The sequence below is a fragment of the Pectobacterium polonicum genome, assembly GCF_005497185.1.
Taxonomy (GTDB): domain Bacteria; phylum Pseudomonadota; class Gammaproteobacteria; order Enterobacterales; family Enterobacteriaceae; genus Pectobacterium; species Pectobacterium polonicum.
Genome location: NZ_RJTN01000002.1, coordinates 261,421 through 281,607, shown reverse-complemented (window position 1 = coordinate 281,607; position 20,187 = coordinate 261,421). Strand labels below are relative to the sequence as shown.

The following is a 20,187-nucleotide window of genomic DNA, read 5'->3' as shown; positions in this document are numbered from 1 at the left end:
CCGTCTTTATTATTTTAAAGGAAAACGCGCTACAGCTAACGGTAAGAAAGATTGATAAAAGCAGGCTAGTTCTTCCCCTTGAACACAATTTCCCGAAAGAATTGCTTTTTTGCGGGAACTCACCCAGCCCGATCTCTACTTAATGAATGAACAAGATGACTGTGTGTACAGCATGACAGTTCACTCCCATAAACATTCATTCTATTTGGAGATATATCATGGCTTTAGGACTTTCTCAGGTGGCATCTCAGGCGGCATCTCAGACTCTGGATACGGCAATGGCCGGTTCTCTGACGCGTGCCGCAGGCGCTCAGGCTCAGAAAATTGCGCTGGATACCGAAAACTCCATTCTGGATGGCCAGATGGACTCTGCTTCCAAATCAATGAACTCCGGGCAGAAAGCGGCGAAAGCCATCCAGTTCTGATTGTAAGTCAACGAGCCGGAGCTTTGCTCCGGCTTTATTTTATCCTGTCTGCGATGGAATCCATACCATGAAAATCAACCATGCCAGTGCGCTGTCTCAGTCGGGGGATGCGCCGCTGGCGGATAGCGGCACCTCCTTTTCCGCCAATGATCAGGACGTTTCCTGGTTTAGCGCCGCGCTGTCATCGGCACCGATGACGGCAGAACGCGGCAACAGCCAGTGGTTGGGGGCGCTGGCGGAAAAATCGCAGGGGCTGAACGGCGTCTTCAAATCTGCTGAACGCGACATCAGTCAGTCGATGCGCTCCAATAATCCTAAGGACGTACTGGATGCGACCCGAACGCTGTCGTCGTTCTATCTGGAAAGTCTGCTGAGCGCCAAGCTGGTGGCGAAAAGTGTGCAAAGTCTGGAAAAACTCACCAACTTACAGTAGCGGCCTATGAAAATCGATAAGCGAATCCTTCTTCTGCTGATCGGGCTTGTGGCTGGCTGCGGCGAGCCGATTGAGCTGAATCGCGGGCTGTCGGAAAATGATGCCAACGAAGCAATTTCGATGCTCGGTCGCTATCAGATCGGTGCGGAGAAACGGGTAGACAAAACCGGTGTGACGCTGGTGATTGATGCAAAAAACATGGAGCGCGCTGTCAATATTCTCAATGCAGCCGGGTTACCGAAACAATCGCGCACCAATCTGGGAGCGGTTTTCCAGAAAAGCGGTGTGATCTCGACGCCGCTGGAAGAGCGTGCCCGTTATATCTACGCCTTGTCGCAGGAGGTGGAAGCGACGCTGGCGCAGATTGATGGCGTGCTGGTGGCGCGGGTGCATGTGGTGTTGCCGGAACGTATCGCACCCGGCGAGCCCGTTCAGCCCGCATCGGCCGCCGTATTTATCAAATACCGCGCCGAGCTGGAACCGGATGGGATGGAACCGCGTATTCGTCGTATGGTTGCCAGCAGCATTCCCGGTCTGTCGGGTAAGGATGATAAAGAACTGGCTATCGTCTTTGTTCCGGCAGAGCCGTATCAGGACATTATTCCGGTTGTCACGCTGGGACCTTTCACGCTCACACCGGATGAGATGAAGCGCTGGCAGTGGAGCGCCGCGCTGTTTGGTCTGATGCTGGCCGGCCTATTAGGCTGGCGCGTAGGCATGCCTTACCTGCGACAGTGGCAGCAGAAAAAAGCGGAGGTGCCGTCGTCACAATGACAACACAAGCGCGAAGTGGGAGGCACGAATCGGGTGACATCACACCGCTGGCGTGGCTGACCTGGTGGGTGGAGGACTGTCTGTTACAGGCTGATCCCAGTTGGTGGAGTGATAAGGTGACGTTACCCGATGTACCACCGCGTCGTAATTGGCTGCATGTGAATACCGTGCTGCTTCATCGCTACTTTTCTTTGCCGCTGGTGTTGCCGCCGAAACCGCTTACCTCACTGATGCAAATCGGGGCGCTGGATACGGCGCAGCGAGAAACGGTATTGCGCCTGATGACACGCGTTTGCCAACCCATACGTAACCCGGATTGCTCTGACGTAGAGGGTATATGGTGTGAGCGGCTGGCAAAGGCGCTGCGGCCCGGTCTGTGGCTACCGGCACAGGTGACATTTCCTGCTTCATCGTCGTCGGTCTCCCTCGCCGCCGCCTATCAGGATGCGTTGCTGTTGCTGCGTATTCGCTATGGTGACGCGTGCTGGCCGCGTTTGCGGCTGCTCTTTCCACGTGATTGGGTACGCGATGGGGAAGGTCATCGCGGGGCGCCGCCGATGTCATTACCCGCCGCCAGGCTAAATGTACTGTGCGATGCCCTTATCTGGAAAGCCTCTGTACCTGCATAACCCTCCCCATATCTATTCACGTTGCTAAGGACGAAGCATGCTGACGACGAAGACGTTTGTGACATTACCCGGCGCAAGTCGGAATGAAACCGTGATTATTCCAGCGGCGCGGGTCGTGGCGCATCAGCGCAGCCGGACGCTCTGGGAAGCGGCCACTGTGCAGGCCGATACGATCGTGACACAGGCGCACGAACGTGCGCGAACGCTCTGCGAGCAGGCGGTAGAACAGGCTGAAGCGGAATTCTGGCAGCAGGCAAATGCGCTGTTGCAAGGCGTTCAGCAAGATCGAATGCACCTGGAGAAAATCATGATTACGCAAGCTGGACAGCTGCTGCGCGATGCGTTGGCACAGTTACTGGATAAAACACCAGCACCGTCGCGCCACCATGCCTTACTGCGCCAGTTGTTGAGGCAGCAGCAGAGTGAGAGCCAGGGAACGCTGTACTGCCATCCCGCCCAGCTTGCCGATGTGCAGCACTGGTTGGATGCCCATACGCATCTGGCGTGGCGTCTTGCCAGCGATGAAGCGTTGGATAGCGATGCGATGAAACTGATTACGGCACATGGTGTGATGTCACTGAGCTGGCGGCAGGCAACACAGCAGCTCATTCCTCCTGAGCCTTCCGCCGTCAGGTGAAATCCTCGTTTGCTGTGGGAACTGCACGCTGGGGTTAACCACTCACTATCAGGTCAATGACCCAAATATTGGGGTAACGATCGAAACCTGTTTTGTGAGGAAAATACCTTATGAGGAGAGTGTGCTATGTCCCTTAACCCCATTCAGCGTCGCCTTGACGCGCATCTGGTCGATTCGCAGCGACAGTTGGATGATATTGCGCTAAATGTTGCTGAAGGCGGTGCCAGCCAGGCGGATAGCTACGCCTTTTTTGAAGCCAGTATGGATTATTCCAATGCCAGTTGGGCGGTTGGGCAACTGTTGAGCGTTAAACACGGTTTGGCAAAGGCCATCATCAATGACTTCAACTGAGTTGGCCGCGATGCTGGAACGTTGGTTAAACGGCGGGACAGCAATGCTGAAGCTGGAGATTGACGGCGGCACGGTGGCGGTGGTGCGACAGTCATCGGGAGTCGCGTGCAGCGCTGCCATTCCGTTGCCTGTATTGCCAGATGAGTCGTTGCTGGTGCGCGCATTGCAGTTGGCCGACGCCGCCCACGCGCAATTTCAGGAGGAGACCGCCGTACTTTCGCTCTCACCGCAGGATGAGCAGTTTTGGCTATGGATGCGACCGGATACCGATGACGTCATCCAACTGTGCCGCAGTCTGGAAACCTTACTTAACCAACGGGACGTCTGGCTGAGCCTGCTTACGCCGCACACAAAAGCGCCCGTTTCCGCCCCTCTTAATCTGAGCACGCTGGCTTTTTTGCAAGGAGAACGATATGCGTAAGGGATTGATGCGTAATGGATCGTATCGCGTTTTACTGATGTTCTATCGCTGGTTTTGCTGGGCGGTCGTACTGATCGGGATTATCCCCGTGAACGGGATGATGTCGCTGGCGCACGCCGCTACGCCAGCCGACTGGAATAAGGGAGCGTATGCGTATTCTGCCGAACAAACACCGCTATCGGCGATTCTGACGGATTTTGCCAATAGCCACGGCGTGGATTTGGTGCTGGGCAATATTGCGGATAATGAGGTGACGGCAAAAATCCGCGCGGATAATCCCGCGTTGTTTCTCGACAGGCTAGCGCTGGAGCACCGTTTTCAGTGGTTCGTGTATAACAATGCGCTGTATGTCAGCCCGCAGGATGAACAGGCGTCGGTGCGGCTGGAAATCTCCCCGGATGCTGCACCCGATATCAAACAGGCACTCAGCGGCATCGGACTACTCGACTCGCGCTTCGGTTGGGGGGAGCTACCTGAAGAAGGCGTGGTGCTGGTTACCGGGCCGCAGGCGTATATCGATCTCATTCGTAATTTTAGCCAACAGCGGGAAAAGCAGGACGAACGGCGTAAGGTGATGATTTTTCCGCTGCGCTATGCCTCAGTATCCGATCGGTCGCTGCAATACCGCGATCAGAAGGTGACCATTCCGGGCGTTGCCACGATCCTCAATGAGCTGATGGATGGCCAGCGAGCGGCACCCGCAGGGGCATCCGGTCCTGTGCCGGTTCAGCCGGATACGGGGATGGAAGCGATGCGGGATAGCACCCGTTCGCTGATGACCCAACTGGCAACCCGCAATAGTCCGAAACGCAGCGCTGGGGAGGGCGGGCGTGTGGCGCTAAGCGGTAAAATTTCCGCTGATGTACGCAATAACGCGCTGTTGATTCGGGATGATGAAAAACGTCGGGCAGAGTATCAGCAGCTCGTCGACCATATCGACGTACCGCAAAATCTGGTCAACATTGATGCCATTATTCTGGACGTCGATCGTACCGCGCTGTCGCGGCTGGAAGCGAACTGGCAGGCGCAGCTTGGCAACGTGAGTGCGGGCAGTACGATGATGATGGGGCGAAGCACGCTGTTTGTCAGCGATTTCAAACGTTTTTTCGCCGATATTCAGGCGCTAGAGGGGGAAGGAACCGCTTCCATCGTCGCCAATCCGTCTGTGTTAACGCTGGAAAATCAGCCCGCGATTGTCGACTTCAGCCGGACTGCGTTCATCACGGCGACGGGTGAACGTGTTGCGGACATTCAACCCGTGACGGCGGGCACCAGTTTGCAAGTGACACCACGTGTGATCGGCGAAGGGGCGCAGCGAAGTATTCAACTGGTTATTGATATCGAAGACGGCCAGGTTGAGACGGGGCGTGAAGGGGAAGCCTCTGGCGTGAAGCGAGGAACGGTCAGCACGCAGGCGCTGATTGGTGAAAACAGAGCGCTGGTATTGGGCGGTTTTCACGTTGAAGAAAGTGGCGATCGCGATCGCCGCATTCCGATCCTTGGGGATATCCCGCTGCTGGGGAAACTGTTTACCTCGACGCGCCATGAAGTCTCTCGCCGTGAGCGCCTGTTCATTCTTACGCCGCATCTTGTCGGCGATCAAACCGATCCTACCCGCTATGTGTCCTCCGCCAATCGCCAGCAACTGAACGGTGCCATGAACCGTGTGGCGCAGCGCAACGGCAAAACGGATCGCTATAGCCTGATTGAAGGGGCGTTTCGCGACCTTGCCAGCCGCCAGCTTCCCGCAGGATTTCAGGCCGAGGACAAAGGTGCGCGATTGGGCGAAGTGTGCCGCTCGCAGTCGGGCCTGATCTATGACAGTTCGCGCTACCAATGGTACGGCAACGGGCAGGTACGCCTGAGTGTCGGCGTGGTGCGTAATGGCGGAACGCAGCCACAGCGTTTTGATGAAGCCGCCTGCGCCAGTAGCCGCACGCTGGCGGTCGCCGTGTGGCCGAAAACAACGCTGGCACCGGGGGAATCCAGCGAGGTTTTCCTGGCTTTACAGCCTGCACCCGCGCCTCAATCAACTCGACGCAACGTGCTGATATCAAACTAATAATCCCACCCGCTACAGGAAATACTTATGAACCAGAAAACGCTGTCAGTGTTGCTCATTGCATTCTTATTGAGTGCCTGTAACACGCCGCGGCAGGCGACGCATTGCGCATCCGTCACCTGCCGTCCGCAGCCGGAAACGCGCCAGCTCATTATCTGGTGGCAGCCTGATTTACGCAGCGGCTCGTCGGATTACAGCAAGGTAAGCGTGGATGAATAAGTCTGCGGAGGTAGTCGACAATCAGCATGACTTTCTCATGGCGCTGGACACCGTGCCGACGGCCTGTTGGCGAGTCCAGCCGGGTGTCACGCTGTGGTTTACGGCGGTGTCGGAGCGGCAGGCGGCGATTGTCTTGACGCTGGCTCCCGCACGACATTATCCCGGTATGCTGCGGCAAATATTACAACGCCGCTTTCTGGAGGCTGACGCGTTGTCGGCATGCGGTTTGAGCCTGGATGAGCAACAAAATCTGCGGTTACATCGCACATTATTTCCCTTTGTTGATCCCGCTATAGCGTTAGACGAACTGTGGCGTCTAGCGGGTCTTCCGCCGCGCTGAGAACCGAATAAATCATGCGTTTCCGCGTGAGTGATGGGAACCACGCCAGCCAAAAAATCACTTAATGGGGGAGTGTCACAATCACGCGGGCTGACCGCACATCTATTGGCGCTTTCATACTCCATTTATTTATTGAGGAAACATTATGCTTAATTCTCTTGGTGGCGGGACGTCGTTGCAAATCACAATTAAAGCGGGCGGTAACGGCGGTTTATTTCCATCTCAGCCCTCACAACATGGCGCATCGCCATCACAATCGGGACTGGGTGGTCAGCGTAGCAATATCGCAGAACAGCTATCCGACATCATGACCACTCTGATGTTTATGGGCAGCATGATGGGAGGGGGCGGTCTCGGTAGCTCGCTTGGCGGTGGTCTAGGTGGCCTGGGTAGCAGTCTGGGTGGGTTAGGTGGCGGTCTACTGGGACAAGGCCTTGGCGGCGGGTTGGCCGGTGGCCTCGGCAGCAGCCTTGGCAGTGGATTGGGTAGCGCGCTCGGCGGTGGGTTGGGAGGAGCACTGGGGGCGGGTATGAATGCCATGAATCCGACCGCCATGATGGGCAGCTTGCTATTTAGTGCGCTCGAGGATCTGCTGGGCGGCGGGATGTCACAGCAGCAGGGCGGCCTGTTTGGCAATAAACAGCCGGCATCACCGGAGATCTCGGCGTATACGCAGGGCGTTAATGATGCTTTGTCCGCAATTTTGGGCAACGGGTTAAGTCAGACGAAAGGGCAAACGTCACCGCTGCAATTGGGCAACAACGGTCTGCAAGGCTTGAGCGGTGCGGGTGCGTTCAATCAACTGGGTAGCACGCTGGGGATGAGCGTGGGGCAAAAAGCCGGCTTACAGGAGTTGAACAACATCAGTACGCACAATGACAGTCCGACGCGTTATTTCGTGGATAAAGAAGACAGGGGAATGGCGAAAGAAATTGGTCAGTTTATGGATCAATATCCTGAAGTCTTCGGCAAACCGGAATACCAGAAAGACAACTGGAAGACGGCGAAGCAAGATGACAAATCCTGGGCTAAGGCGTTGAGCAAACCAGATGACGACGGCATGACCAAAGGCAGCATGGATAAATTCATGAAGGCGGTCGGCATGATCAAAAGCGCAGTAGCTGGTGATACCGGCAACACTAACTTGAATGCGCGCGGTAATGGCGGCGCGTCGTTAGGTATTGACGCCGCGATGATCGGCGATCGGATTGTCAATATGGGGCTGCAAAAACTCTCCAGTTAAAACGAAACGCTGAAAACGAAAAATTGAAGAGAGCAGAGCGGAAGTTCTGCTCTCTTGTTATATATCGCCCCGATCTTGCTACCTGTTTGCCCCTTTTCTGCGTTCACTGTCTAGTGCCGAAATATAATCCTCATTTAATCCCGATGTGAGCGTCGTGATAACATGTCGCATGTGTCCCAACTGACGGTATCAATAACGCCACGGCTTTAGTGTTAATGAACGTCATGTTAAGAAAAGTAAGGAAACGCATTACCCACAATACTAATAAAAATACAGGTGTTAATAGCTATGGATAAGACAGTAAAAGTTCTGATAATCAGAAACGGGATGCGAGACAATGCCGAATTTTCTCTTAGCCAGCATCCGGCGTGCTCAATAAGATTTTCTATTGATGGCAACTTTATCTATACCGCTGAAAGTGATGATTTTTTCTCTTGCTTCTGTGCTCTTCGGCGGAAATTCAGAAACGTTACTTTCTTATGCAAAGGAGCAAAGAGAAATGTATATCCCTCCAGAATGGCGAGACAAATGGCTTATGGTATAAAAGGCTATGAATTTGAGATAGGAAGACCCGCTGTTCGCGGTGATTTGGTCTCTATTTTTGACTATGAAGAGGCAGATCTGGTGTCCCCGGAAGAACAAGAGAGACATTTTCAAGAATGGTTATCGTCTTTTTTATAATAACAGCAGTAAAGCCAGCACAGGTTTCCCCGGCTGGCTTTTTCCCCAGTATTGTATGGCGCAAGTATTACAGTTGACGTACTGCGATAAAGCGATCGGCGATCAGGCGGGCGATCCAAAATGAGGTCTGCGCTACGTCGCTAGGCAACCCATTCTGCGTATGGATATCGGCCTGATGCAGGAAATCCTGCTCCAGCGAATCCACAAAGGCATCGAACTCGAACTCACCCCGCCGCCGCGTTCCTGATTGGTTAAGCACTGTGTTCAACTGTGTTCTCACCAGACGAATAGCCTGGGTGAATGCTTCACGTTGGGCTGGTGTGATGTATCCGCCTTGTCTGGCGATATCGACCCAGCGAGTCGGCGTGGGCGACGTCATCGTGTTTGGCATCTTAATTCACCTGTAAGTTGGCGGAGTCAGGTACTTTGTAGTGATTATTGACGTTCGTCAGGTTGATATTGCTACCTTTGACGTTCAACCCTTCACTGTCGCTCTTCACAAACGAGAATTTGCCGTTTTCAGCGTCAATGTTACTCAGATTCAAATTCCAGTTGCCCTGTTGTCCGCCGTTAGTGCGCACGAACGTACCGAAATCCTTCGCTTTGAAATTATCGATGGTCAGGTTGGCATCCGCGTTCAACTGGAAAATTTTATCGGAAGCGCCCTGAGCGCTGCTGTTGGTGATTTCTACATTGGCAGGTTTGCCGCTGTTTGATTTCACCGTCAGCGCATCTTCACCGACGTTGGTCCAGTGAACGTTATCAATTTTGGCATCACCGCGAACGTGTACACCGTCCGCCGCATTATCACCAAACACCACGTTTTTCAGCGTTGCACCTTGAGCCAGCTCAAACAGCGGTTTTTGGCCTTCAGCCTGGCCGCCGTCACCTAATTTGCTGCCAGCGGTAAAGGTTTTGCCGCCGCCGTCAAAAACCTCACCGGGGCCGACTTTGATGGTGTCATTTACCACAGTGGCATCACCGCTGGCGGTTGGGAAAGATACTGAGCCAGCACCTGCTGTTGACGCTGTGGGTGATGCGGCCGAGCCGCCATCAACGCCGGTTGGCGACGCCGTTAGTGGGGCTGGCGCTGCACCGCCGCTACCGCCGACTGATGAAGATGGTGCTGAAGGTACAGCCGGTGAACCACCGCCAGACGATGCGGCAGGTGAACCTCCGCCTCCACCGCCAAATGACGCCTGCGGCGCGCCCGTTGACGGCGATCCGCTACCTTGCGGTTGACCAAATTGACCTTTCTGTGAATCCATCAAATTACCGATCAATTCCAGCAGTGCTTTTAACAGATCGTTGCCGCTCAGTTGGCCACCGCCGTCCGCCGTGGGATTGATCGCATTATCTAATGCGCTGCCCGCTGAATCCTGTAGTAGGGATCGGCTCAGATCTTCTGGGTTTTGTGTGCCACCAGCACCGCCAGTACCGGACGAACCAGCGAGCGGCGAGCCACCGTTGTTACCGCCAACTGCACCCGGTGTACCGGAAGAAAGCGGATTCCCCGCGTCCTGCCCATTTTTGCCAGGGATCAGCGCTTCCAGCAGTTTCATCAGCATATCGGCAGGGCTACCGTTTTGCCCTAATGCTGAGCTATCCCCGTTGCCCGCACCGCTCTGGCCCAGCGGGCCGCCATTAGTTGATGATGGCGTATTGCCCTGTGCAGTGGGCAAGAGAGCGCTAAGTAACGTGCCCAACGCCTCCATCAATTGGTTATTTTGCTGCGTGGAACGTGGTGATATTCCCCCATTACTGCCTGAAAGTGGGGAAGTTAAGCCTGTTGGGGACAGGCCGGCGCCGGGTTGTATGCTGAGCGTAATCGTCATATCAGCCATAACATCTCCTTGAAAGTGAATAGTGATGGGTTATTAACAGGCTTACGTCTGTTGCGTATTAAGTGAGGGGCGGTGTGATGTGGTTCCCGATCGGGTAAGAGAAAGATGATGGGGAACCTGAAGGGGAAAATGACCACTTAACAGGCACGTTCACTCCATCACTCTTGGAACTTGTTATGCAGAAAATCCAGCATGCCACGCCCAGTCTGTCCATTTCGGAGATTGCACCCGCCACGCTAGCTAAAACATCGCTATCGCAGGGCAGTAGCACTAGTGCGAGCCAGAAGGGGGCGCAATCCCTGATTCAGCAAGGTTTGCATGATAAAAACAAACCGCCTGAATTGGAGCAAGGAAGCCGCAGTCAGGTGAAAAACCAGGATTCGCGCTCAACGACTTTGCGCGAGCTATTTTCATCGGAAGGCATGAATCAGAGCTTACTGCGCGCGCAGCCTGATTCGCTGGCGTCAGGTGGGTCTATCCAGCACTTGCCGCATTTTGCTTCCACCACAGATGCTGATAGAAAAATAAACGGCAGCGGTAACCAGACGCTCGCGGCTAAATCCGATATCACGCTGGATAGTCACGGTAAGCTTCAGTTTGGCAAAGGTTTACCGGAAGCGTTGACGACGCTGTTGCAACAGACCATAGGGAAACACAGCCAACCGTTCGTTGCCCATCATGAAAATCAAGATGTGCGGGCAGGCGAACAACAGCATGCGTTAATCGACAAGTCAGGGCGACTGTTCGTGATTCAAAGCGATGACAATCAGCATATTGCACTCCACAGCAGTGGTCGCAGTGCGATGCCATCGGGTAAATCGGTCGTGGATAACGTACAGTTGGAATCCACGTCACAACATATCTCCCTGCATACAAAATCGGGTGAGTCCACGACTGTGCCGCTATCTGGCCGGATGAATCACGAGCTATTGACCGGTATCCATCGACAGCCCGACTCGGCTTCAGGCGCGGGCGAGCAATGGCGTCTGCATGACGGCAAGCTGTTTTCGTTGGATACCGAGTTTGGCGTCTGGCAGAAAAACAGCGACGTCCCCCATAGCCAATTATCGCGGCAAGGGGATGGTCAACTGTATGCGGTCAAAGATGATCATACGTTGAGTAACTTGTCGTCGGGGATGGCGTCATCAGCCTTCAGCGATAAAATCACGGCGTTCTCCGCCAACCAGAACGGGAAATCGGTCGTGCTGACCGAGCAGGATCATCTGACACAATTGCATCTGATGATCGCGCTGGATGCGGTGCCGCAGCCGGTGGATCTCAAACTGGAAAATGGTGAACCGGTGTATGCGAAAACGGTGGGATTAACCGCTGAACATCTGCTGGTTGCCGATAATGATGGCAAGCTTTATCACGCACCGTTGCCTGAGGTGGGAGAACAACACGCCACCTTAACGCCAGTCAGCACCTCTGGACTCAATGCGGCGTTGGGGGTTGACCACCTTATTACCGGATTTGCCCATGATGAACACGGGCAGACGCAGGTACTCGCCACCGATCGTCAGGGACAAAAACATGTCGCGCCTCTGGGGCAAAATGGTCTGTCGCCAACGTCGGGATGGAATCTGAGCGACAGCCTGGTGGTGGATAATAAACTGGGTTTGACGACGGAGGCACCCGCAGCGAAAGACACCTTAGCACTGGGACGACTGGGGCAAATAGGGCTACAGGACGGCAAAGTCCATTTTTACAACGGCAATACTAAAAACTGGGAAGCATCCAGCGTTGAAGCCAGCCAATTAAAGCGCGGGCTGGACAATCAGGCTTACACGCTGAAAGACGGCGAAATCACACCACTGTCCATCAATCAGAAATCGGCGTCATTTACGCACGGTGACAACACCGTTTTTGCCTTGTCGCAGGTGCGTATGACGCCGTCAGCGGGCACGGCGCTTCCTGGGATTGCCAAAGACGACGGTGTATCAGCGATGGCGGTGGTCAACCGCAATAAATTTATTGCCGTCGATAAACAGGGCGATCTGCATTTTCACCAGACCAAGCCAGGAACGGATCAGCCCGCCGCGCCGCCGCTGGCACTGCCTAAAAATGGGGTGTCCGGTGAGATACAGGATATCACGCTGGATCTCCAGCAGACGTTATTCGCGCTGAACAAAGAGGGGCAACTCTTTCAGCTACCGAAAGACGACTGGCAAAATGCTGCGAACCATGATGAAGCACAATGGCAGCGGGTGAAGACGCCAGCAGAGGGCAAAGTGAATTCGCTGGGTACGGATGCGCAGCATCATTTGCAGATTGCGTATGACGATCATGAACTCCACACCCAACACGGGAGCAAGTGGAAAACGACGGTGCCGAAGGGAGAAGATCCACTTCCCCCTGATGCCCGTGCGGCGGAAACCGTGTTTGGTGCACTGAATGTCGCTACCAAAGGGGCAAAAATACCACTGACCGGTGTGTCAGTTAACGCCAGTTTTCAGATACTTGGGAAAACGGGTGAAGAATCGCAGCAGATTAAAAGCAAGCTGTCCGATTTGGTGAGAGCCCACATTATCTCTTTCTCTCTGGAAGTGCCACGTCCTCTCAAAGCCCTCGCCGACCATGTACAGCACCAGATCAGCGGGCGTGAAGGGTTGAAACCCGTTTACGACATGCAGACCGAATTACTGAAAAAGCTGGATACCACAACAGGCCAGCCGCAGGGAAGCGCGAGGGATCTGGCAGAGAAGATAGACAAGCTGGATCTGGGCGATAACGGGAAACCGCTGGTGAGCCTGTTAAAGCAGTTCCACACTGAATTGGAAAGCAGCTCAAGCAAGGCGGCGCAGCTTATCGGCAGGCAGCAGGGCATGGTGAACGATAACGGCGTGATGAACACGGAAGGTAAACCGGCCAGTCTACATGGGAGAGAAAAAGATCTGGCTCCGGTGCTGCTGGCGGCGATGGAGAGTCACCCATCATCGAAAACGAGTACGGCCACTACGCTGATCAAAGCGTTTGTAGACAGCAAAACGCCGATAGCCCAAAAGCCGAATAGCGAGGCGTTTGGGCAGCAACGGGATACTAGCGATGCCCTATCGTTGGCAAAAACGCGGCTGGTGCTGGATACCCTGGTGCTGGGAGACTTACATAAGCTGACCGACCGTATTGATGCACTATCCGGCACTTCACCGGGTGAGGCTGAAGTGGCATCGATGATGAAGGAACTTAACGCGCTACGGCAGGGAGACTATGGCGACAACCCGGTGAAGAAGTTGACCGATATGGGGTTCACCAATCACAAATCGCTGGAGGCAGATTACGATTCGGTTAAAACGTTTATGAAGGCGTTCAGGAAAGAAGAGAATGCCGTCAGCGTGACCTCAAAAACTGTAATGCAGGTGGCCAGCCAGACGGACATGATCGATAAAATGAAGGCGACCGTTCTGTCGTTGGACAGTAACGAGAGTATCGCCTTTAACCGCAGCTATGGCGGTGGCGCGGCAATGTCTTTCGTCATCAGCGGCACGGCCCTGCCTTTCCCTCCGGTGCCGGGTGGGGGCGTCAGTGGTGAGAGAAACTATAACCTAAGCTTTTCCCGGGGTGAAAACGGTATCAATGTTGCCTTCGAACGCACGGGGGGAATTACTGGAAAAGTGACTTATTCCGGTGGGTATGACGTTAGCGCATACCTGCTGGGAATAAAATCAACGGATATGGCTCAGAAAATTAATAGCCAGCATAACTTTAACCCAGACATGCGCGCGTCATTCGGCGTGTCCGCCAGCCTGCAAATGGCGCAGCAAAATGCCCTGAATTTTTCCCTCAGCGAAGAGGAGTTACCCGGATTCATTGACGGCTTGTCGAGTGGCACGATCAATCCGCTCGCGTTGTTAGACAAAGGAGAACAGCACAGTGTCAAAACCGGTAAAACGGTTAGCTTTAGCCTGGATGGTAATGCCGGGTTGGAGTTACGTGGTGGGGTCAATTTGACCGTGTCGGGGGCGGAGCCAGCCAGCGCCGCACTACGTGGTTCTGCTAGCCTGACGGCGAACGCTAATGTGTTGTCCGCCAGCAGCGCATCCAGTGTTGTACAGAGTGAGAAATCCACCTCTTACACCGAATCCGATAACCGTTTACGTTTTATGAGCCAGGCCGCGATGGGGGCAAACGCGACCCTCAGCGGGGGCGTTTCCCGAACGACTGAGGAGGGCTCAGTGCCTGTTTTCACCTCTGCCAGCATTGGGGTGAATGTTTCTGTTGATTCACGGACTAACCAGTCGATCAGTTTGAGCATGAAGAAAGCCGAACCGCTGGAGAAAAAGGACATCGACACACTCACCAAGACGTTGAACGCCGCATTCAACGATCCTGCCAGCCAGTTATTGATCAACGGTGTGAAAAAAATCGCGGAGCCGGACGATCAACTAGCTATTTTGAATGAACACTTCGCCGATAAAACGGCCAAAAACGACCTTCAGCACCAGGGGTTAATGAGTTTGCAAAAATTGAACGTGCGGCAGGATGTTGCCCAGCGTGATGGCGCAACGCTGGATAGCGTTAAGCACACCACGTCCTACACCAATCTCAGTAAGCTCACGGAGAACGGACTGTTTCAGGTGATCGGTAACCATTTGTTCTCTTCGCTCCCTCCCAGCAACGCCGATCGTATTAATCAACTGATTGCGGACAACCCGGCGCTGAAAGATATCGTGAGCCGCTTGCAGGACAACGATCGCGCGTCGGTAACGGTCACATTGGAGCTGAAAGACGATGTGCGGGAGAAGATAGAAAAGGGTATCCAGAACAAGACGCACGGTAAGGATGAGGTCATTGCGCTGTTTAAGAATGGCAATAATTTACGCCTCGCCAGTATCGATGTCTCGCAGACGGTGAAGAAGAGTGAAGGGTTCAATACCCCGGCAGTCATCATCAACGCCTCAAGCAGTGCGGGCGTCAGTATGAATAAGCTGCTGGGCAGCGTGAGCTTCAGCTATGGGCAAGATCAAACCATACCGCAAAGCTACAAACTGAGCGGCGAGATTGCAAAAGCCAATCCCGCTACCGCTAATGCCTTGCAGCAGTTGCAGCAAGAAGGCCTGCAACTGAAAAGTTAATGTGACTTGTGATTAAAGGAGAACAGGATGACACCGACACAGCAACATATTACTCGCTTATTACGCCATTATGGGGCGCTCAGCCGCACGCCATTGGGTTTGCAGAACGGCATTTGCGCATTGTGCGAACCCGACGGGAAGGAAGCGGTAGTTTTGGAAGTTCCCGCCAGCAGTAGCGTTCTGTTATTACACAGTGACGTGATGCAGTTTCAGAAGGATGTGGGGACATCGGTGTATCAACTCATGCTGATGCTCAATTTTGAAATGGCGGCGATGAAGGGGTGCTGGCTGGCGTTGGATGAGAATTCGGCGCTGCGTTTATGCACTCAGCACATTGCCGCATCGCTGGACGAACCGAGTTTTACCGCGCTGCTGCCCGCGTTTATCAGCCAGGTAAAAGAAACCCGGCTGCTGATCCGCGGGCTATTGCCACGGCTCATGGCTGCTTAAGACTGCTGATCCACGGCAATAAAGGCCAGCATCGTTTCGCTGCCGTCCAGAATATCGGATTGGATGGCCTGTCGGGCGGAGCTGGCATCGCGCTGCTGTAGCGCAGTAAAAACGTCCTCGTGATGTTCGATCGCCATCTGTACAGAAAAATGTGCATAGGCCTGGGCGATCAACGGGCCGGTGCGCATCCATAAACTGCCAATAAACTGCGTCAACAACGGCATTCGTGCTGCCTGTGCCAGAAACAGATGAAATTCGCTATTCAACCGTAATGCTTCGCGTAAGTTTTTCTCTTCAATCGCCAGACGATTCTGGCGAATATTCTCTTCAATCTGCTTGAGCATCTTTGGGGTAATGTGCGCCGCAGCTAGCTCGGCCCCCGTGCCTTCCAGTGCCAACCGTAGCGTGCGGATCTCTTTAAATTGATCGTCGGTCAGTTGGGGAACGCGGATATCGCGTGGCGTTTTGAGCACCAGTGCCTGCTCTTTCGCTAATTGTAGGATCGCATCTCTTACCGGGGTTACGCTGGTGCCAACCTGGGCAGCAAGTTCACGTATTCTCAGGCGATCGTCCGGTTTGAGCTGACCGGTAATTAACGCCTCGCGCAGCATGGTGTAAACGCTGGAACCCAGATAGCTGTGATTGATCTGTCCGATTGGATAATTCACTGTTCCCCCAGAAAGAAGTGCTGCGTAATGAGATGAGATAGCGATATGGGTTGATACCGCAACTGTCTGCGGTGATGAGGCGCTAATATACAATATGATGCATCAACGAGGCTATGGGGGCGGCGTCGATGGGAGAGATAATCGACAAGAAAAGGTCGTCAAATACGCAGTATTGTATGATGAGGTGTAGCCGATCTGGTAACGATCGCCGACGCTGGTGCCGTAGGCATTGCCAGTGGTAACCTTGCTTAAATTAACAATAAGGCACACGAAATATGACAACATTTAGAGAGTTATTACTGATTAGTAATAGCAATTATGAGCCAAATAAACGTTCATCTTTAGATGAATGGTTTAGTGGCATTCTGGATGTTTCTCTTGATGAGTTAGATGTTAGTGATGTTGCTCGAGCAATAAGGCAAGATCTTTTTTTAGCCGCTGTGCTACCAAAAGCCGAAATTATTTTAAAGAAGAACCCTCTGGCTGGAGATGATTATGATGGACAATTGATATCGTCTATAGCGTCGTTAAATAGTGAAAAGATAAAAGTTGCATTACCTTGTTTTCGGAGAGTGAGTTCTTTATTAAATCAATTAGATAAAAATAGCCTTGATGCTCAATTGGTTATGGATATAGAAAAAATAGAGAAACTATCCAGACTTTAAATAAGGTAATCTCTGACTTAGAATTGCGTTGAACCATAGTAACCGACGTTTACAAGAAGTTGCGAAAACGAGGGGGGGGTATTAATATGATAACTGAAAATGAAATTTTATATTTCATCACGCTTCAAGATAAATTAATGAAGGCTTTCTTTATTGCGTATCCAGACATAAAAGATTTTGAGTTGTTGTTGGACTTTCCTAAGACAGGAAGTGTTTTGGTTAATGGTGATAAATGGAGTTTTGTTAAGCATGGGAAAGGTATTAAATTTTTAATAGAAAACACCCACTCGGTAAGGACTGTCGATGTTAATAGTGATATCAAAAACCCTAAACTAATTGATATGTGGCGTTTGCCTCAATATTTTCCATTGTGTAATGATTACGAATTAAAAAATTTATTAGATGAAATGGTTACGTCTGGAATTTTACAAAAAAAATCAGAAAATAAATATGAGTTACAATCTTAATAAAAACAATTTTAGTATTTCAGCAGGCTAGATATGATTTGTTTTTTAATTCAACGCACTAACATCAAGAGTAAATGCATATGATCCCAGTTGGATATCTCTCTAAAAGGGTAGAACTAAAGCCAAACTGGCTAAAGGCAGAACAAGTCAAAGAAATTTATTCGGTAAGCTGTTGTATCTCTGATTCCTTTTGTGAGTATATCCAGTTCTGGCGCCATAATGGCTACTGGTTGTTTGATTCACCGGAGTTGATTTATTCTCTGGCAAAAGAAGAAGGGATTGATATGAGCGGTACAACGATGTTTTATTACGAGGCATACGAGTATCAGTATGATGAAAAGATATCTGGATGGAAAATGTTTGAGCCGGAAGCGTCTTTTGATACTGACGTGAAGCTACCGCAGAAAAAGGTGTTGCAGGGTTTTGATATTGTTTCTTTGTGTAATGAGCGATGGCCAGAGTGTTCTTATTTATCCTGTAATCATATGGCGCAGGCGTTGGATGTTAATGAATATTGCTTGTTAACCTCTTTTGATGAGGCGAAAGAACATCTGGAAAGTGGCGTTTTTCACGGCTGTGAGCCGGGACCTTGCAGGATTTTTGCTGTGTATTCGGTGCCGGATCTCGCGCGTATAATCGTTTGATATAGAATATATTGTGAAAAACCAGACGGATTAAGGATGAAAGCGATATGAATAGGGGATTGGTTCAGCAGGCATTTAATGATTTTTTTGCTCGAACGGCCTGCGCCACGGTGGCTGATACTGATCTGTTCCAGCGCTATTTATCTGAGCTTCGCGCGTATATTGCCGAGCTTGAGCAAGCTTATGACCCTGTCGATCAGTGGTCGATAGGGGAATTGAAAAAAACGGCGGAGTTCTTATTGCATAATCAGCAGTGGATTGCAGGAGCAGAGCAAATGCAAGATCCGTTGCAGCAAGCCTTTGAGATTATTGCGCAGCATCGGCGGTTTTTAGATGACCACGGTCTGCTACCCGACTATCTTGACGCTATGCCAGAAAATGTATTTTTTCAGCGATGAATGACCATCGTTAAAAATAAAAAATATTATTTTATATTTTAATTTACAGGCTAATGCGACACAAGAAACGTTGCTTATTCTTGATGCTGAAATAGATGAGATGATAATAATCGAGTGACAATTATTTTCAGCCTTTTATTTCAGTGTCTAAATAGACAAGTGATTTTAATCCTAATATTATTACATGGATATGATTTTAAGGTTATATAATTCAATGTGAATAATTATAAAAGATAAATAATTTCATTCCATTTTTTCTGGTTTCCTACCTCTATTTTATTCGCGCTGAATAAAATAATCGTCTATCTTACGCATTCAATGTTTTTAACTATATTGTTCGCTTTTTATTCGCATGTGTTTTTATTTAATCCTGTAAACTCATTGTCAAATTACACATTTTTTGTATGGGTATTACCCTTTGGATAAGAGAGGTAATGCTGAAGGCTTATACGCTTCCTATTCCGATTTTATTTTTGGCGATCGACTATCGCCGAACCAATCCTGCGCGTCGTCTACCCGCGATCCGCTGGTCACACCGTTGCCGTTTTAACGGCGGGTAGTTGTCGTTTTTTGGCACGGGTTTTATTCATTAAGTGAAGGAAATCACAATGCAATACACTGGGAAGTACCTGAAGAAAACAGTGTTGATGTTGGCTATGATGGCCGGGATCAGCGTCGGGCAAAGTCAGGCGGCGGTCGAACTGGAGACGCGCTCGCTGGATCAAATTTATAAGAGTGCGTTGAGCGAAGGCGGTACGGTTACCGTCTATGCCGGTGGTGATGTGCAGTCACAGCAGGCTGGTTTCAAACGTGCGTTTGAGACGCGTTTTCCCGGGATAAAATTGAACGTGATTGTGGATTACAGCAAATACCATGATGCCCGTATTGATAACCAACTGGCGACCGATGGTTTGGTTCCTGATGTGGTGCAATTGCAAACGGTGCAAAATTTTCCGCGCTGGAAAAAAGAAGGCGTGTTACTGAACTACAAACCACGGGGCTGGGACAAGATTTACCCAGAGTTTCGTGATGCAGATGGTGCCTGGATCGGTGCCTATGTCATTGCGTTCAGCAATTTGGTCAACACACAGCTTCTGGATGAAAAATCCTGGCCGCGCGAAGCCAATGACTACCTTCGTCCTAGCCTAAGAGGCAATTTGATTCTGGCCTATCCTAATGACGATGATGCGGTGCTGTTCTGGTACAAGTTGGTTGTGGATAAATACGGCTGGGATTTTGTTAAAAAATTACAGGAACAAGATCCGGTCTATGTGCGCGGCACCAACGTGCCCGGTGTTGAAATTGCGACGGGAAAATACAGCGCGACATTTACCAGTTCCGGTGCGCTTGTTCCGGCTGCGGATTCCGTGACCCGCTTTGTTTTGCCGAAGTCCGATCCTTTTGTTTCCTGGGCGCAGCGTGCGGCCATTCTCAAACAGGCGAAACACCCTGAGAGCGCCAGGTTGTATCTAAGCTGGCTGCTCGATCCACAAACGCAGACCCAGGTTTCACGGATGTGGTCGGTACGTACTGACGTCGCCCCCCCAGCGGGCTACAAACCAATCTGGGAATACCGCAACACCCGTCCGCAGGCTTTTGCTGATTTCATGTACGATCGTGGTGCGGTCGAGCGCTTTCGCGCACAGCTGAGTCTATACCTCGGTGAGGTAAAAGGGGAACCCACTCCAGGCTGGCTCGGTCCACGCCCGACAGTACCTTTGGTTAACTGATAGCGCTTGATCGAACCGATTGTTGGAATGATTA

At 51.7% G+C, this 20,187-nt stretch carries 23 protein-coding genes; 20 read left to right on the top strand and 3 right to left on the bottom strand.

Going from position 1 to position 20,187, the window contains the following annotated elements:
* The first annotated feature begins 218 nt into the window (after positions 1–218).
* From EDI29_RS03640 to EDI29_RS03585, 12 genes are all read left to right on the top strand, one after another.
* Complete coding sequence (locus tag EDI29_RS03640) at positions 219–425, top strand: type III secretion system major pilin HrpA (protein ID WP_048259970.1); 207 nt, start codon at positions 219–221, stop codon at positions 423–425.
* Between the two features lie 67 nt (positions 426–492).
* Positions 493–858 carry an EscI/YscI/HrpB family type III secretion system inner rod protein gene (locus tag EDI29_RS03635; protein ID WP_137739763.1) on the top strand — a complete coding sequence of 122 codons (366 nt, stop codon included), beginning with the start codon at positions 493–495 and terminating at the stop codon, positions 856–858.
* 6 nt (positions 859–864) lie between these two features.
* Positions 865–1,632 (top strand): type III secretion system inner membrane ring lipoprotein SctJ, encoded by a 768-nt coding sequence (gene sctJ, locus EDI29_RS03630; RefSeq protein ID WP_137739762.1) that lies wholly within the window; start codon positions 865–867, stop codon positions 1,630–1,632.
* Positions 1,629–2,261, top strand: coding sequence for a type III secretion protein (locus EDI29_RS03625; protein WP_137739761.1), 633 nt, complete (start codon positions 1,629–1,631; stop codon positions 2,259–2,261). Before sctJ ends, EDI29_RS03625 begins: the two co-directional genes overlap by 4 nt.
* A 37-nt stretch (positions 2,262–2,298) precedes the next feature.
* Positions 2,299–2,898, top strand: coding sequence for a type III secretion system stator protein SctL (gene sctL / locus EDI29_RS03620; protein ID WP_137739760.1), 600 nt, complete (start codon positions 2,299–2,301; stop codon positions 2,896–2,898).
* A 126-nt stretch (positions 2,899–3,024) separates the two neighbouring features.
* A complete protein-coding gene (locus tag EDI29_RS03615; protein WP_137739759.1) occupies positions 3,025–3,249 on the top strand; it encodes a type III secretion protein HrpF in 225 nt (74 codons plus the stop codon).
* Positions 3,236–3,670, top strand: a complete 435-nt coding sequence (locus EDI29_RS03610) for a type III secretion system chaperone (protein ID WP_137739758.1) — start codon at positions 3,236–3,238, stop codon at positions 3,668–3,670. The genes EDI29_RS03615 and EDI29_RS03610 overlap by 14 nt, the downstream gene beginning before the upstream one ends.
* Positions 3,663–5,732 carry a type III secretion system outer membrane ring subunit SctC gene (gene sctC, locus EDI29_RS03605; protein WP_137739757.1) on the top strand — a complete coding sequence of 690 codons (2,070 nt, stop codon included), beginning with the start codon at positions 3,663–3,665 and terminating at the stop codon, positions 5,730–5,732. The genes EDI29_RS03610 and sctC overlap by 8 nt, the downstream gene beginning before the upstream one ends.
* A 27-nt stretch (positions 5,733–5,759) precedes the next feature.
* Positions 5,760–5,951 carry an HrpT family type III secretion system protein gene (hrpT, locus tag EDI29_RS03600; protein WP_137739756.1) on the top strand — a complete coding sequence of 64 codons (192 nt, stop codon included), beginning with the start codon at positions 5,760–5,762 and terminating at the stop codon, positions 5,949–5,951.
* On the top strand, positions 5,944–6,291 hold the full coding sequence (locus EDI29_RS03595) for a type III secretion protein (RefSeq protein ID WP_137739755.1): 348 nt from the start codon (positions 5,944–5,946) through the stop codon (positions 6,289–6,291). Before hrpT ends, EDI29_RS03595 begins: the two co-directional genes overlap by 8 nt.
* A 145-nt stretch (positions 6,292–6,436) precedes the next feature.
* On the top strand, positions 6,437–7,534 hold the full coding sequence (locus EDI29_RS03590; RefSeq protein WP_137739754.1) for a harpin HrpZ family protein: 1,098 nt from the start codon (positions 6,437–6,439) through the stop codon (positions 7,532–7,534).
* Between the two features lie 288 nt (positions 7,535–7,822).
* Positions 7,823–8,215 carry a hypothetical protein gene (locus EDI29_RS03585; protein ID WP_137739753.1) on the top strand — a complete coding sequence of 131 codons (393 nt, stop codon included), beginning with the start codon at positions 7,823–7,825 and terminating at the stop codon, positions 8,213–8,215.
* A 67-nt stretch (positions 8,216–8,282) separates the two neighbouring features.
* On the opposite strand, the gene EDI29_RS03580 is transcribed toward EDI29_RS03585, so the two are convergent.
* Positions 8,283–8,606 carry a DNA-binding protein gene (locus tag EDI29_RS03580; protein ID WP_137739752.1) on the bottom strand — a complete coding sequence of 108 codons (324 nt, stop codon included), beginning with the start codon at positions 8,604–8,606 and terminating at the stop codon, positions 8,283–8,285.
* A 1-nt stretch (position 8,607) separates the two neighbouring features.
* Entirely contained in the window at positions 8,608–10,059 is a 1,452-nt protein-coding gene (locus EDI29_RS03575; RefSeq protein WP_137739751.1) for a pectate lyase, read from the bottom strand.
* A 176-nt stretch (positions 10,060–10,235) separates the two neighbouring features.
* Here EDI29_RS03575 and EDI29_RS03570 point away from each other — a divergent pair, with 176 nt between their 5' ends.
* Entirely contained in the window at positions 10,236–15,131 is a 4,896-nt protein-coding gene (locus EDI29_RS03570; protein WP_137739750.1) for an AvrE-family type 3 secretion system effector, read from the top strand.
* A gap of 27 nt (positions 15,132–15,158) precedes the next feature.
* The gene (locus tag EDI29_RS03565; protein ID WP_137739749.1) at positions 15,159–15,581 is read left to right on the top strand and encodes a type III secretion system chaperone; all 423 of its coding nucleotides are present in this window, start codon (positions 15,159–15,161) and stop codon (positions 15,579–15,581) included.
* Here the strand turns inward: EDI29_RS03565 and EDI29_RS03560 are convergent.
* Complete coding sequence (locus EDI29_RS03560) at positions 15,578–16,249, bottom strand: GntR family transcriptional regulator (protein WP_137739748.1); 672 nt, start codon at positions 16,247–16,249, stop codon at positions 15,578–15,580. The two genes, EDI29_RS03565 and EDI29_RS03560, sit on opposite strands and share 4 nt — an antisense overlap.
* A gap of 275 nt (positions 16,250–16,524) precedes the next feature.
* Here EDI29_RS03560 and EDI29_RS03555 point away from each other — a divergent pair, with 275 nt between their 5' ends.
* The 6 genes from EDI29_RS03555 (at position 16,525) to EDI29_RS03535 (ending at position 20,153) form a co-directional block, all read left to right on the top strand.
* Positions 16,525–16,914 (top strand): contact-dependent growth inhibition system immunity protein, encoded by a 390-nt coding sequence (locus EDI29_RS03555; RefSeq protein WP_137739747.1) that lies wholly within the window; start codon positions 16,525–16,527, stop codon positions 16,912–16,914.
* 86 nt (positions 16,915–17,000) lie between these two features.
* Positions 17,001–17,381, top strand: a complete 381-nt coding sequence (locus tag EDI29_RS03550; RefSeq protein WP_137739746.1) for a DUF6896 domain-containing protein — start codon at positions 17,001–17,003, stop codon at positions 17,379–17,381.
* A 74-nt stretch (positions 17,382–17,455) separates the two neighbouring features.
* Positions 17,456–18,025, top strand: a complete 570-nt coding sequence (locus tag EDI29_RS03545; protein ID WP_241664883.1) for a hypothetical protein — start codon at positions 17,456–17,458, stop codon at positions 18,023–18,025.
* Positions 18,026–18,084: 59 nt separating this feature from the next.
* Positions 18,085–18,423, top strand: a complete 339-nt coding sequence (locus tag EDI29_RS03540; protein WP_241664882.1) for a hypothetical protein — start codon at positions 18,085–18,087, stop codon at positions 18,421–18,423.
* A gap of 434 nt (positions 18,424–18,857) precedes the next feature.
* A complete protein-coding gene (locus tag EDI29_RS23110) occupies positions 18,858–18,983 on the top strand; it encodes a hypothetical protein (protein ID WP_258882340.1) in 126 nt (41 codons plus the stop codon).
* 48 nt (positions 18,984–19,031) lie between these two features.
* Positions 19,032–20,153, top strand: coding sequence for an ABC transporter substrate-binding protein (locus EDI29_RS03535; protein WP_137739744.1), 1,122 nt, complete (start codon positions 19,032–19,034; stop codon positions 20,151–20,153).
* The last annotated feature ends 34 nt before the right edge of the window (positions 20,154–20,187 follow it).

What these genes read in the sequence shown, in the direction of transcription:
- EDI29_RS03640 (WP_048259970.1), top strand. Translation starts at nt 219, where the DNA reads ATGGCTTTAGGACTTTCTCAGGTGGCATCTCAGGCGGCATCTCAGACT.
- EDI29_RS03635 (WP_137739763.1), top strand. Translation starts at nt 493, where the DNA reads ATGAAAATCAACCATGCCAGTGCGCTGTCTCAGTCGGGGGATGCGCCG.
- sctJ (WP_137739762.1), top strand. Translation starts at nt 865, where the DNA reads ATGAAAATCGATAAGCGAATCCTTCTTCTGCTGATCGGGCTTGTGGCT.
- EDI29_RS03625 (WP_137739761.1), top strand. Translation starts at nt 1,629, where the DNA reads ATGACAACACAAGCGCGAAGTGGGAGGCACGAATCGGGTGACATCACA.
- sctL (WP_137739760.1), top strand. Translation starts at nt 2,299, where the DNA reads ATGCTGACGACGAAGACGTTTGTGACATTACCCGGCGCAAGTCGGAAT.
- EDI29_RS03615 (WP_137739759.1), top strand. Translation starts at nt 3,025, where the DNA reads ATGTCCCTTAACCCCATTCAGCGTCGCCTTGACGCGCATCTGGTCGAT.
- EDI29_RS03610 (WP_137739758.1), top strand. Translation starts at nt 3,236, where the DNA reads ATGACTTCAACTGAGTTGGCCGCGATGCTGGAACGTTGGTTAAACGGC.
- sctC (WP_137739757.1), top strand. Translation starts at nt 3,663, where the DNA reads ATGCGTAAGGGATTGATGCGTAATGGATCGTATCGCGTTTTACTGATG.
- hrpT (WP_137739756.1), top strand. Translation starts at nt 5,760, where the DNA reads ATGAACCAGAAAACGCTGTCAGTGTTGCTCATTGCATTCTTATTGAGT.
- EDI29_RS03595 (WP_137739755.1), top strand. Translation starts at nt 5,944, where the DNA reads ATGAATAAGTCTGCGGAGGTAGTCGACAATCAGCATGACTTTCTCATG.
- EDI29_RS03590 (WP_137739754.1), top strand. Translation starts at nt 6,437, where the DNA reads ATGCTTAATTCTCTTGGTGGCGGGACGTCGTTGCAAATCACAATTAAA.
- EDI29_RS03585 (WP_137739753.1), top strand. Translation starts at nt 7,823, where the DNA reads ATGGATAAGACAGTAAAAGTTCTGATAATCAGAAACGGGATGCGAGAC.
- EDI29_RS03580 (WP_137739752.1), bottom strand. Translation starts at nt 8,606, where the DNA reads ATGCCAAACACGATGACGTCGCCCACGCCGACTCGCTGGGTCGATATC.
- EDI29_RS03575 (WP_137739751.1), bottom strand. Translation starts at nt 10,059, where the DNA reads ATGGCTGATATGACGATTACGCTCAGCATACAACCCGGCGCCGGCCTG.
- EDI29_RS03570 (WP_137739750.1), top strand. Translation starts at nt 10,236, where the DNA reads ATGCAGAAAATCCAGCATGCCACGCCCAGTCTGTCCATTTCGGAGATT.
- EDI29_RS03565 (WP_137739749.1), top strand. Translation starts at nt 15,159, where the DNA reads ATGACACCGACACAGCAACATATTACTCGCTTATTACGCCATTATGGG.
- EDI29_RS03555 (WP_137739747.1), top strand. Translation starts at nt 16,525, where the DNA reads ATGACAACATTTAGAGAGTTATTACTGATTAGTAATAGCAATTATGAG.
- EDI29_RS03550 (WP_137739746.1), top strand. Translation starts at nt 17,001, where the DNA reads ATGATAACTGAAAATGAAATTTTATATTTCATCACGCTTCAAGATAAA.
- EDI29_RS03545 (WP_241664883.1), top strand. Translation starts at nt 17,456, where the DNA reads ATGCATATGATCCCAGTTGGATATCTCTCTAAAAGGGTAGAACTAAAG.
- EDI29_RS23110 (WP_258882340.1), top strand. Translation starts at nt 18,858, where the DNA reads ATGCTGAAGGCTTATACGCTTCCTATTCCGATTTTATTTTTGGCGATC.
- EDI29_RS03535 (WP_137739744.1), top strand. Translation starts at nt 19,032, where the DNA reads ATGCAATACACTGGGAAGTACCTGAAGAAAACAGTGTTGATGTTGGCT.